Origin of the sequence: Pseudomonas sp. MM213 (assembly GCF_020423045.1) — a bacterium.
Classification (GTDB): domain Bacteria; phylum Pseudomonadota; class Gammaproteobacteria; order Pseudomonadales; family Pseudomonadaceae; genus Aquipseudomonas; species Aquipseudomonas migulae.
The window spans coordinates 3373515-3386853 of the sequence record NZ_CP081943.1; the positions used below are offsets into that span (position 1 = coordinate 3373515).

General features: G+C 58.8%; 6 protein-coding genes. 3 read left to right on the forward strand and 3 right to left on the reverse strand.

From position 1 onward, the window contains the following. Window positions 1-829: 829 nt before the first annotated feature. Window positions 830-2251, reverse strand: a complete 1422-nt coding sequence (locus K5R88_RS15305) for an amino acid permease (RefSeq protein WP_226297991.1) — start codon at window positions 2249-2251, stop codon at window positions 830-832. A gap of 878 nt (window positions 2252-3129) precedes the next feature. Between K5R88_RS15305 and K5R88_RS15310 the strand changes: the two genes are divergently transcribed. The 3 genes from K5R88_RS15310 (at window position 3130) to K5R88_RS30825 (ending at window position 11480) form a co-directional block, all read left to right on the forward strand. Continuing rightward, window positions 3130-6246 carry a transglycosylase domain-containing protein gene (locus K5R88_RS15310; RefSeq protein ID WP_008043448.1) on the forward strand — a complete coding sequence of 1039 codons (3117 nt, stop codon included), beginning with the start codon at window positions 3130-3132 and terminating at the stop codon, window positions 6244-6246. A 408-nt stretch (window positions 6247-6654) separates the two neighbouring features. Beyond that, entirely contained in the window at window positions 6655-8469 is a 1815-nt protein-coding gene (locus K5R88_RS30820) for a dermonecrotic toxin domain-containing protein (protein ID WP_329959885.1), read from the forward strand. Further along, entirely contained in the window at window positions 8466-11480 is a 3015-nt protein-coding gene (locus tag K5R88_RS30825) for an NEL-type E3 ubiquitin ligase domain-containing protein (protein WP_329959886.1), read from the forward strand. The genes K5R88_RS30820 and K5R88_RS30825 overlap by 4 nt, the downstream gene beginning before the upstream one ends. A 44-nt stretch (window positions 11481-11524) precedes the next feature. Here K5R88_RS30825 and K5R88_RS15320 read toward each other — a convergent pair whose 3' ends face one another. Next, the gene (locus K5R88_RS15320) at window positions 11525-12757 is read right to left on the reverse strand and encodes a hypothetical protein (RefSeq protein ID WP_226297992.1); all 1233 of its coding nucleotides are present in this window, start codon (window positions 12755-12757) and stop codon (window positions 11525-11527) included. Window positions 12758-12843: 86 nt separating this feature from the next. Next, entirely contained in the window at window positions 12844-13335 is a 492-nt protein-coding gene (locus K5R88_RS15325; RefSeq protein WP_008035740.1) for a CS1 type fimbrial major subunit, read from the reverse strand. Window positions 13336-13339: the final 4 nt, after the last annotated feature.

A 13339-nucleotide genomic window follows, 5' to 3' on the forward strand; every position in this document is an offset into this window, starting at 1 on the left:
TGGCTTGCCAGCGATGGCGGCCTGACAGCCGACCAATCTCTTGCTGGTGTACATATCCGTTTCTGCGGTAACGGCCTCTAATGGTTTCGCCCTTACGGCGAGTCACTTGGAAAAGCCCCAAGTAACCAAGGGCTCTTGCCCCTTTCGTTCGGTGGCTCGCTAATGCTCGCCATGCCCTCGCTCCGGTCCTGCTCCGTGGGCCCGCCGCCATCGGCCATCCATGGCCGGGGGCGGCTAACCCGGCATCCATGCCGGGTTGCCCACTACGCAGAACCTGCGCTCGGCCTCTCGAGGGGGCGCTCAGATCAAAAGCGGAAGGCGAGCTAACGCTCGGCCTGATGAGTGGTGGAAATCAAAAGCGCACGCAGATCCCTGTAGGAGCCGGCTTGCTGGCGATGGCGGTGGATCAGTCAACGTATGTATTGGCTGGACGGACGCAATCGTCGGAACGCCGCCCGCAGCAAGCCGGCTCCTACAGGGGAATGCGTACGATCATAGACACAGGTCGGCTGGCAGGCCGCCTCGCTTTGGCTTTTGCTTGGCTTTTGATTTTGATCTGCCCCGTCGGGAGGCCGAGTGGAGGTTCTGCGCAGTGGGCAACCCGGCATGGATGCCGGGTTAGCCGCCCCCGGCCAGGGATGGCCGATGGCGGCGGGCCCACGGAGCAGGACCGGAGCGAGGGCATGGCGAGCCTTAGCGAGCCACCGTACGTCAGGGGCAAAGCCTTTTGGTTCCTTTTCGGCGTTTGGAAAAGGGACTCGCCGTAAGGGCGAAACCGCCAGCCGCCGTCACCGCAGCAACGGATATGCCCCCATCCGATCCCCAAAAACTATGAAGCCGAACGCACCGCACCTTGCGACACACCAGTCGGCTGCAACTTGAACACATAAAACAATACCGTCAGCAGCACCAAAAACGCCGGCCCCACATACAGCGCCACCCGAGTGTCCGGAAAGTACGCCATCAACCCAACCACCAACACCAAAAACGCCAGTGCCAGATACGAACTCACCGGGTACAACCACATCTTGTATTTCAACCCGGCCCGCTCGCTGGCGCTCAGGCCATTGCGAAACTTAAGCTGAGCCAGCAGGATCATCACCCAGGTCCAGATCGCGCCGAAAGTAGCAATGGCCGTCACCCAAACGAAGACTTTTTCAGGCACCAGGTAATTGAGCAGCACCCCCAGCAACAAGGCGAAAATCGACAGCAACAGCGCACGACGGGGCACCCCGTTGTTCGACGTCTTGGCAAAACCGGCCGGAGCCTGGCCATTCTGCGCCAGGCTATAGAGCATGCGCCCCGTACTGAAAATGCCGCCATTGCAGGACGACAGTGCAGCGGTGATCACCACGAAGTTGATGATGCCAGCGGCGGTCTTGATGCCCAGACGCTCAAAGGTCATCACAAACGGACTGCCCTGGGTGCCGATTTCATTCCACGGGTAGATCGACAGAATCACAAACAGCGCGCCGACGTAGAACAGCAGAATCCGCCAGAACACCGAGCCGATCGCGTTGGGAATGGTCTTCTGCGGGTTCTTCGCTTCTCCGGCGGTCAGGCCGATCATCTCGACGCCGAGGTAGGCGAACATCACCATTTGCAGGGACATCAACACGCCTTGCACGCCGTTCGGCATGAAGCCGCCGTGAGCCCAGAGATTGGAAATCCCCAACGCCACGCCGTCGTTACCGAAACCGAACGCGATCACGCCGACGCCGCCGATCACCATCGCAATGATCGTGACGATCTTGATCAGGGCGAACCAGAATTCGAATTCACCGAAGGCTTTTACGGCGATCAGGTTGATCGAGCCCATGCTGACCAACGCGGCAAGTGCCCAGATCCAGCGCGGGACCTCGGGAAACCAGACGCCCATGTACACCGCCACTGCGGTGATTTCCGCGACACAGGTCACCAGCCACAGGAACCAATAGTTCCAGCCCGTCAGGAACCCCGCCAACGGGCCAAGGTAGTCTTGGGCATAACGGCTGAAGGAGCCGGCGACCGGGTTGTGCACAGCCATTTCGCCGAGGGCGCGCATGATCACCAGAATCGCCAGACCGCCGATGATGTAGGACAGCATGATGGCCGGGCCAGCCATTTCGATGGCCTTGGCCGAACCGAGAAACAGACCGACACCGATACAGGCACCGAGTGCCATCAAGCGAATATGCCGTTCGCCGAGTTCGCGTTTAAGCGGGCCGCCCTGAGCGGTCTCGCCGTGGGGCAGGTGATTGCCGACTGGCATAGGGGTACAACCTCGTCTTGTTATTGGATATGACCACCGAGTGTCGAAGCGCTGACCGATAAGCCATTGCTTGCCTGAAACCGGACCTGCTTCGTGGGCAGAACCGTCCTGCAGGGCAAAACCCTCCAAGATCAGCGGGACGTGCAGTCTAAAAACCTTCCAGCAGGATATTTCACTCTACAACCCACAATATTCAGCGAGAACTCTCGGCAAAAGCGCGGTTTCTGGAGGTGCATTACCTGACTTTTTTGTAGGAATTTTTACCGCTAAAGCGGCACGGAGTATTGCACAGCATTGGTGCATCGTCATGCCCCTACCTAGGCAGCATTTACGTTGCGATGGCTCTAGTACGGCCCTCCTGTAGGAGCTGGCTTACCGGCGATGGCGTCCATGAAATCGCCATCGCCAGCAAGCCGGCTCCTACGGATCGGGGACACTGTCCAAAATATCGGGCTCACCTCCCCCCTGTAGGAGCCGGCTTGCCGGCGATGGCGTCCGTGAAATCGCTATCGCCAGCAAGCTGGCTCCTACGGATCGGGGACACAGTCCAAAACACCGGGCTCACCTCCCCCCTGTAGGAGCCGGCTTGCCGGCGATGGCGTCCGTGAAATCGCCATCGCCAGCAAGCTGGCTCCTACGGATCGAGGCGCGACTCAAAATATCGGGCTCACCTCCCCCCTGTAGGAGCCGGCTTGCTGGCGATGGCGTCCATGAAACCGCCATCGCCAACAAGCCAGCCCCCTGCAAAAAGAACATTCGCTCACTCCCCGTCAGGGTGAATATTCGATATCCGGGTGTTCACAATTTTTTCACCGGCAGCATCCACCGTCTAAGCTTCAAACAAGTCCGATCAATCTGCGTGAATGGATCAGTCGACTATGGGCGCGTTATGGCAAACCGATACGAGTAAAACTGTGGTCCCGACTGAACGTGTGGATGAAGCGCCTATCCCCGAAAAACCCCGTCGTAGTCGTACCAAACACGGGTGGAAGGCGTTTTGGTTGCTGGTGTTGATTATCCTGATTGCTCTGGGGTTGGCCGCTGCCAGGGAAATGCGTACCTCGAAGTTTCAATCCCGGGAAGCCAGCAAATATGCCGCTACCCTGAGTTACGAACTGAAGCCAGGCCCAAGCGACTCCATTCGCTATCCAGGGGCCGGCCCTTTTGACTTGCGTCTGGGCTACAGCTCTCTGGGTGAATTCCTGCCGCGCCTGATCAAGCGCGACTACGTCGTTGCGGCACAGACCCGCTTTTCCCAACCGTTGATGGACTACACCGACAAAGGCTTTTTCGTGCCCTATGCGGAAAAAATCCAGGCAGGATTGTCGATCACCGATTGCCATGCGGCGCCGCTTTATCAGTACAAATACCCGCAGCAGCTCTATTCAAGCTTTGACGCGATTCCGCCGGTGGTGGTCAGCAGTTTGCTGTTCATCGAAAACCGCTTCCTGCTCGACCCTCGTCAGCCTCGGGCCAACCCCGCCGTGGATTGGCCACGCTTCGGCATGGCGGCGTGGTCGCAGGTCGCCAAAATGCTGCACATGCCTGGCCAATCGGCGGGTGGCAGTACCCTCGCGACGCAACTCGAGAAGTATCGACACTCGCCCGACGGCTTGACCGTGTCCGGCGGGGAAAAAATCCGCCAGATGATTTCCGCCAGCGTGCGCGCCTATCAGGCCGGGCCGGAAACGCTTGCGGCGCGCCAGAACGTGGTGCGTGATTACCTCAACAGCGTGCCCCTGTCCGCCGTGCCCGGCCACGGGGAAGTACACGGCATGGCCGAAGGTTTGCGTGTCTGGTACGGCGCCGATTTCAACAAGGCCAACGAACGGCTGGCCAGTACCGACACGGATCCAAAGGCCATGGCGGAAAAAGGCCTGGCCCTGCGTGAAATGCTGTCGTTGATGATTGCCCAGCGCCGCCCTTCCCACTACCTGACCAAGGGCCGCGATGAGCTGGCCGACCTCACCGACAGCCACATTCGCCTGTTGGCGCAAAACTTTGTGATCGACGCGCCGTTCGCCGCCGCCGCATTGGCCAGCAAAGTGACCTATCGCGACTGGCAGACCCAGCCGACCATTCAACCGATCGAAACCAACAAAGGCATCAGCGTGGCGCGCAGTCGCCTGGGCGGGTTGCTCAATCGTCCGCTGTACGACCTCGACCGCCTCGATCTCTCCGCCACCAGCACCCTGCAAGGCGAACTGCAAACCCAGGTCACCGAGTACCTCAAGCACTTGGCCGACCCGGCGTTTGCAACGCAGATCGGTTTGATGGGCGAACGCCTGCTCACCCCCACCAGCACCACGCAAGTGCGCTACAGCTTCACGCTGTTCGAACTGACCCCGGACGGTTCGCGGGTGCGCGTGCAAACCGACAGCACCGATCAGCCATTCGATATCAACGAAGGCAGCAAACTGGAACTGGGCTCCACCGCGAAAATGCGGGTGCTGACGACTTATCTGCAAATCATTGCCGAGCTGCACGACAAGTACGCCGAAATGACCGTCCCGGAACTGAAGAAAGTCGACGTCCCGGATCAGGATCGCCTGAGCCGCTGGGCTGTCGATTACCTGATCGAGAACAAGGACCACAACCTGTCGGCCATGCTCAGCGCCGCGCTGGACCGCAAATACTCGGCCAGCCCCGGCGAAGCCTTTTTTACCGGCGGCGGGCTGCATACCTTCGTCAACTTCCGCAAGGAAGACAACGGTCGCATACCGACGTTGCGCGATGCCCTGCGCGAATCGATCAACCTGCCGTTCATTCGGCTGATGCGTGATCTGGTGCGCTACACCACCTACTCCGGCCCGAACAACAGCGCTGCTCTGCTCGGGGACGACCGTGATCCTCGGCGCCAGGAATACCTGGCCGAGTTCGCCGACCGCGAGGGCACTTCGTTCCTGCTGAAATTCTGGAAGCGCTACAAAAACAAGGACACCCAGGCACGGCTCGAAACCTTCCTCGACAGCATGCGCCCGACGCCGATTCGCATGGCTGCGGTGCATCGCTACCTGTTGCCGCAAGCCAGTCAGGAAAGCTTCAACACCTTCGTGCGCTCGCACCTCTCAGGCGCCAAGCTCACCGAGAAACTCACGGACGAACGCCTGCAACGGCTTTACGAAAATTACAGCCCAGGCATCTACGATTTGCCGGACCAGGGCTTCATCGCCAAGGTTCACCCGCTGGAATTGTGGCTGATCGGTTATTTGTTGAATCATCCTGACGCCAAGTGGAGCGAAATCGTCAAGGCCAGCCAGTTTGAACGCCAGGAAGTCTATAGCTGGCTATTCAAAAGCAAGCATAAGGGTGCCCGTGATGGCCGCATCCGCACCATGCTGGAGATCGAGGCGTTTCTCGACATTCACGCGCGCTGGCAGAAAGTCGGCTATCCGTTCGATCACCTGGTGCCCTCGCTGGCCACCGCCATCGGCAGTTCCGGCGACCGCCCGGCCGCGTTGGCGGAGCTGATCGGCACCATCCTCAACGACGGCGTGCGCATGCCGACACTGCGCATCGACAGCCTGCATTTCGCGGCGAATACGCCCTATGAAACCAAGCTGATCAACGACCCGGATGTGGGTAAACGGGTGATGCCGTCCGAAGTGGCCACGGCCATGCGCGAGGCCTTGTCGCACGTGGTGGACGCGGGTACGGCCAAACGTGTTTCCGGCAGTTTCATCACCCCCGATGGCAAGCCGCTGGCCATGGGCGGCAAGACCGGGACCGGTGACAACCGCATCGAAGCCATTGGTTCCGGTGGGCGAATCTTGAGTTCGAAGTCGATCAACCGTACGGCCACCTTTGTGTTTTATATCGGTGATAGCCACTTCGGTACGTTGACCGCATTCGTACCCGGTCGCACGGCCGAAGCCTTCAAGTTCACCTCGGCCCTGCCGGTGCAAGTGCTCAAGGGCATGGCACCGATTCTCACGCCGTATCTGCAACCGGGCACGCATACACAATGCCTGCCCGTGGAGGTCGCACGACGCTGAAAAACGATGGTGGTAATTAATTATTTTCGGCATTGAAAATTCCAATGCTTTGCCGGGAAGAACGCTATTCAAGCAGCGGGAATTCAGACTTTTACTTTGAACCTCGGGCGTTAGGCTGGTCACTCCACTTAATGCTCAAGGTTTATTGAAAGCATGACTGACTTACACGGACGTATATCAGCGCTACAGCCACCCGTGGCCGACGACAATAAAGGTCACCATTACGCGTTCATCAAGAACCGTATCCACCCCGTTTTCAAAGGCGCTTCAGTGCGACGGGCTCAAGAACTGAGCCTCATACAAACGGCGTCAGGGCGATGGATACAGAGCGCCAGAGATTTCGACCACACGCCGTTACAAGAAGCCAATCTTGACCTCTGGTCCGCGCAGAATGCAGTCGACCGGTTCATGGATGAAGTGCAGGACGTTTACACGTTCGCCGAACCGTTACTCACCGACGCACTGCAAAAAAAATTCAACGTCGATGTCGATGTCACCCGCACGTTCCTGCATCTGTACTTACCCAAAGCACGCCCGTGGTATGTCTTCGACGTCTCCGACGGTGTTTTTACCCGAACCGTCTCATTGCTGGACGCCGCCCTGCACAACTTCGCACGTCACGAAACCTGCGAACCGGACTCGGACTTCATCAGCCAACCCGATGCGCGCGGGCACTTCGACGTCCTGCCGATCAAACGCAAAATGTCCATTGCCCAGTTCCAGAGCCTCTGTCGCGAACTGGACATCGGCGCGCGCTACACGAAATACCTCGAAGAACAGTTGCTGCCCAGTGACGGCCTCGCCCAAGGTTTTTTGAAGTTAAAAATCGTCGAGAGCGAGAAAGCCGCGTTCAAAGCCGCCGCCCAATTGGCTGTTCTGAAGGGCGACATCGACGCCGAGGCCAGTGACCTGATCCTGAGCATGCTCGATGGCCAGCGCAACCTCACCCGTAAAGGCCGGGTGATGCAATTTGCCGAACTGTCGATTCTCGACAGCCCGCTGAGCGCAATCGTGTTGATCACACCCAGGCCGGAACAACACATCCGTGAGGTGACGCCGGTGATTGTTTACGTCCCCCAGGACCCTGAACACCCGCTGAAAGAGTACCCCTCGTCCGTCACGTTCATGAATGAACTGACGCGCCAGCTACGCGACAACAACGTCGTTTCATCCACCGGCATGACCTACCAACAATACTTCAGCCGGTTCGTCGATCAATCGGAGCGCGGGCATTTTTTCGGCGGGCTACAACAACGGTTGTTCGAGGTGAAATGGCATCAGAAAGCGCCGCTGGACCAGGGACCGAGCTGGCGGGAAGTACCGGTCGACAACCCCAATCTGCATTTCAAAGCCGCACCGATCCCCGGCGAACTCTGGGAATACCTCTTCCAGCAGAAGCTCAATAAGGTGCTGAACGACGCCCGACACATTGCCGTGTCCACCGCCGATAGCGATAGCAATGCCCGATGGGCCTGGTGGGAAAACTTCAAGAAAATAGTCTCGGACATCTTCAACGTCGCGCTGATGGTCGTCACGCCGTTCGTTCCGGGGCTGGGTGAATTGATGATGGTCTACACGGCGTATCAGATGGCCAGTGACGTCATCGAAGGCATCGTCGATATGACCATGGGGCTGTGGACCGAAGCTGCCGAACACATCATTGGCGTGGTGACCGACGTCATTCAGTTGGTGGCGTTCGCCGCCGGGGTGAAGATTGGCAACGTTGCGCGCCTGAAGCTTTCGCCGCTGATCGAAGGCATGAAACCGGTGAGTCTGCCCAATGGCGAGCCAAGACTGTGGCATCCCGATCTCAAGCCTTATGAGAGGCCGGATGTAAAACTACCCGCTGAAGCCAAACCTGGCGCACTGGGACTTCATGCCCACGAAGGCCAGGACATTTTGCCGCTGGATGACAAACACTACGCCGTGCAAAAGGACCCACAAACCGGCAACTACCGCGTCCAGCATCCGCACCGCGACAACGCCTATTTACCCGAGTTGAAACATAACGGCCAGGGCGCCTGGACCCACGAAGCCGAGAACCCGCGAACGTGGCAACGCCCGACGTTGATGCGTCGCCTCGGCCATTCCGTGGACGGCTTCAGCGACGCAGAACTGGACAATATGCGCATCGCCAGCGGCATCGACGACGCTGCGCTGCGCCGGATGTACGTCGACAACACGGCCCCGCCCCCCTGCTGGACGACAGCCTCACACGCTTGAAAATCCAGCGCCAGACCCGCGAGGCCATTGAACGGATTCGAACCGGTCAACCTCTGGACCCTGCCTCCTGGTGGTTTGAACCCCTGGCGACTTACCTGGACGGCTGGCCTGTGGATAAAGCCCTGAAGGTTTACGAAGACGCCGACATGACGGGGCGCTTTCGCCAGTACGGCAATCCCGAGGTGAGCGAGGCGCAGACGCTTTCCACCAGCCAGTCGCAGCTCATGAGCGAGCAGTTTGCGCCGAGGCTTGTCGAGTTCCTCGGCGAAGAAGAGCTGCAAGCGATGCTCGGTCGGTCAACCGCCAAAAGTGAACAGGTACAAGCCCTGCGCAATCGACTGGCGGACGAAGCCAATCGACTGAACGCAGACATCGTCAATCAGCTTTACCAAGGTGCGGAAGCGTCCGACGACCCACAGGTCCGACTCATTCGCCAGACATTCCCCGAGCTGCCGACCCGCGCGGCACAGACGCTGCTGAACAGTTCCGACGCGGCCGACCTCATGCGCATGAATCAGGAGCAACGCCTGCCGTTGAACCTCAAGAGCCGCGCCCGTGAAGCCGCCTTCGAAGCCCGAACCAACCATGCGTATGAGGGGTTTCATGACGGCGCGCAGTGGGTGGCGCAAACCGAAAGCCTGGTGCTGAATGCACTGAGGATTCATACCGACACCTTCGCGCAACTGCGTATCGAGGTGCGTGAAGGCAACGATGCCGGACCACTGCGCGGCAGCGTGGGGGCACACGATGCGGCGACGGTGCGGGTGCTGGTCAAGGATGAGGCCAACCGGTTCGAAGTCTGGGACGCCGACAATCACAAACTGCACGACGCCGCTGATTTTTTCGAAGCCGTGCTCACGGCGTTGCCGAAAAACAAACAGGCGCAGTTGGGCTATCGGCCAGGCCAAGGGGCGTTTTTCAAGCAATGGGTCATGGCCAAGACCGAGACCCCGGCCGAACGCCGCACCGCGCTCGCCGCACCACCGATCCGCCCGATGGCGAACCACGAAGACATGATGTTGCTCCGCGGCCCCGGCTTCTCCACCACCGCCGCCACGCTCACCGACCGGGTGCAGGATTTGTACCCGCACTTCAACGAACGAGAGGTCGACACCTTCGTTCGATCCCTGGGTTCGCAAGAGCAAGGGCATCAGACACTGACGAGGCTTGACCGAGAGCGGTATGACCTGCGCAAGTTGCTCAACCGGTGGCAATATCAGCAACCCGATACGTGGGGGGCCGACCGACAGGGGTTCGTGCGCGGTGGCGGGCTGCACATTGCCGAGCGGCTTATCGATTGTTTCTCAAGAAAACCCACCGTGTTCGGTGAGCGCAGCACCATGGTCGACGGCGGTTATGCGCTGGACCTGTCGGTAGAGTTCGATGTGCCCGACCTCGAGCGCTGGTGGAAGGAACTGCCGCCGGATATCAAACACTACGTCGATCAGATCAGCACGCTGAATTTGGACCGCTCGAACGTCTCCGAAAACGCCTCTGGCCTGTTGGGCGACTTCCCTCATCTGCGGCAACTGAGCGCCCGCAGTTGCGGGTTGACGCGACTCCCCGCCACCATCGGCAAGATGCATTACCTGCGAACGTTGCGGCTGATGAACAATGACATCACGTTAACGCCATCGGCCGTCGAGCAACTGCGAAACCTGACCCACCTGGAAACGATCAGGCTCGATGACAATAAGCAACTGGGCATGCTTCCGAACGTCGGGCGCATGCCCAAACTGAGAATCCTGAGTTTGAGCAACACAGGGGCAACCACCTGGCCCGATGGGCTGTTCGGGCCCTTCAGCAAACGTCGACCGCGGGGCTTCTTTCTGGATTTGCAGGAGAACCCGATCAGCGTCATTCCAACTGTCGTGCCTGGCTCGGAGGAGGCCTTCCTCGTGGCGCGGACCCGCTTGTTTCCAAAGAGTCTTTCGCAGGAAAACCTGATCACGTTCAAAGCCTATCGACGTTCGGTCGGCTTCGCACCCGACCAGATCTATGCCGAGGCTGCCGCTGACGCGATGCACCAATGGCCGACGAAGGATGACTCTGTGTGGTGGAGTGCCGAGGTCGGGGGGCTGGGCACTTTCCGCGAGGACGCCTGGCACGATTTGATGACCGAACCTGGCTCCGAAGATTTTTTTGCCTTGATCGAGAAACAGACACGCTCCGCCGATTACCGGGCCGGCGGTGAACTGCGCCAACAGCTCAGCAGTCGGGTCTGGCGCATGGTCGAAGCCATTGACCTGGACACTCCGTTACGCAACGAACTGTTCGAAATGGCCAAGGCGCCCACCACCTGCGCCGATGCCGGGGCGCAGGTGTTCAACCACATGGGCATCAAGGTGCTCGCCTCCGAAGCCTATGCCTTGTCGACGTCCAACGCCGTCCTTGAAAACAGACTGGTGAACCTGGCAAAAGGCGCCGCTCGCCTCGCACGCGTGGATGACATTGCCCGTGCCGATTTCGGCGGCCGTGAGGGCACTCCCGATGAGGTGGAGGTTTACCTCGCCTACGAAACCGGCCTGGCTCAACGCCTCGGTTTGCCGTGGCAATCGGAGTCGATGCTGCATCGTCCCTTGGCCGGCGTGAGCGCCAAAACCCTCGACACCGCCTTCGATACGGTGATGGCGATGGAGGCAGGCGATGGCTTGATAAACGATATGATCGACCAGCCGTTCTGGGAGAAATACTTGCAGGACACTTACCCGAACGAATTCCGGCGCAATAGCCGACTGTTCGACGCCAAGAGCGACCTGATGGGTGAGTTACGTGAAGTACAACATACCTGGGCCAACTCGAAAGGCCTGGAGATTGCACTGCGACGCGCCCTCAAACTGCGCCTGCAAGACCTCGCCCGGCGACTGAATGTCGATGACCGTGTGGTACTCATCGATGAAGACATGTCCGATGAGGTCTACAGCGGATTGCTTGACGACATGGGCTACGAAAGAAAAGAGCTGAGCAGACAACTGACCCGCGCAGCGCTACAAAGAGCTGCAGAGCAATAACCGGGAAACCCTGATGCATCGGGTGATGCATCAGGGTTCAAGCCTTAACCCACTTCGGAATCCCAGATCACCGTGACAAGGCCGGAGTAGGATCGGGCGACACCGGGTTTGAGCATTTCGCCGACTTCGTCTTGGGCAATCTCGAAGTGCAACGCTCCCGGCTTGCGATCGACATAAAAGCGTGGCTGGAACAACTCGGTGCCACTACCGTCGCGCCGCAACGGCCGGCGATTGACCGGTTGCGCGGCGGCATCTACCAGGCCACTGGGCAGGGTCACGCTGACGTCGAGCGGCACGGTATGTCCTGAAACCGGGTCGCGCACTGAACAGCGATTGCCATCCAGGCTGTACTGGCAGTCGAGGTTCATCTTGAAACGGCTCGACGAAGACACATTGAACGTCTGATCCCGGAACAGCCGTGTGGGCTTGCGTCCCTGCGTCAGCCAGGCCTGCCAGCCGCCCTGCGGGACCAGTTCGACGCGATTGCCGCCGGGGGGAATCTCCACTTTGAGCGCATGTTCGACACTTAGTGTGAAATTAAGGCTTATCAAATCGTCATCAGGCAACACGATATCGCCCATATCAAAATCGCCAAGTGGACCCACGACGTAATTCAGAATGCCCTTGTAAGTCCCCGACGACATCTGCAAGGGATTAGGTGTCGCTAGCTCGTATGAAAAGCTCATATTTTCGTAGGCAAAACCATAGTCTTGCGTTATCGGCAACTGGGCTTGCTTCGAACAAACACCTCCATCCGCCGGGATCCTCCAGAAAAAAGCGAAATAATTGGCGTTGCCGTAGCTCGTTCCGCCCCTGACACAGGGTGGCGACGGCCATCCCCAGTGGGCGATCCAGGTGCTGGCGTGAAGAGGTGTCTTGATCGTATAGGCTGCCCCGATTCCGCTGAATCGCATTTTGACCGTTGCAGACTCGCCCGTTTGATCATGAATGACCGTCGCTTCCTTCCATGAAGACGGAAGCCGAAACATAGGCCCCTGACGTTCTTCGTGCAAAGCCTGAATGGGAGCGATAGCCCTGAACCGGATCGGCACCCCGATACTGAAAACACCAGGCTCACAGTACGTTGGGTGCTCCTTGCAATGACCGCCTTGCGGTGTGGTGTTCTGGAAAGCGTTGCGCATGGGGTTCGCCGGATCAGGTCGAAACACGGCACTCATTTCCAGGGTGACTGCGAAAGCCGAACCCGTAGCCCCAAAAACCACGCTCACCAGGACAAGCAAGATTAACGATCGCAACCGTTTGGATGACTTCATCATTACAAACTCCACCGCCCTATTAGCACCACGCCAGCACTTTCCCGGCATAAACAAACGAAAACATCTGCTGCGACAAAATCAAACATCTATGCCCCCGGCAACACTGCGTTGAAAAGCAAATTGACGCTGCCGAAATAACTGCCCGGTTTATAAATCCCATCGACAGGCGGCACCGGCGCGATCTCCAGCAACACACGTTTACCCGGCGCGGCCTCGCTCATCGACACCACCTCGCTACTCTCCAGCTCACTCAATAACTTGCCGTTGAACAGCACACGCAAACCAATGTCATGGGCCGGCGTCCCGTTGGACAGGTAAGGCCGGCCCTCAAGCCGGGCTTCGATGGAGCCGGCTTCATTCTTCACATCGAAATACTTGCGCAAGCCGCCCAGGGTCGAGGTCGCCAGATTCCACGGCAATTGCTGTTCGCGATGAATCCAGCCTGAGTCTGCGGGAATGACATAGAACGCCTGGCTTGGAATCGTCACGAACACGTCGAAGTGGTGCACTTCGCGGGCAGCAAACGCTGAATGGCAGGCCACTGCCGACACCATCAGAACCATCAGTTTTTTGAACATGGTC

Excerpts from the sequence above, each read along its gene's own strand:
- K5R88_RS15305 (WP_226297991.1), bottom strand. The coding sequence starts at position 2,251 with ATGCCAGTCGGCAATCACCTGCCCCACGGCGAGACCGCTCAGGGCGGC.
- K5R88_RS15310 (WP_008043448.1), top strand. The coding sequence starts at position 3,130 with ATGGGCGCGTTATGGCAAACCGATACGAGTAAAACTGTGGTCCCGACT.
- K5R88_RS30820 (WP_329959885.1), top strand. The coding sequence starts at position 6,655 with ATGGATGAAGTGCAGGACGTTTACACGTTCGCCGAACCGTTACTCACC.
- K5R88_RS15320 (WP_226297992.1), bottom strand. The coding sequence starts at position 12,757 with ATGATGAAGTCATCCAAACGGTTGCGATCGTTAATCTTGCTTGTCCTG.
- K5R88_RS15325 (WP_008035740.1), bottom strand. The coding sequence starts at position 13,335 with ATGTTCAAAAAACTGATGGTTCTGATGGTGTCGGCAGTGGCCTGCCAT.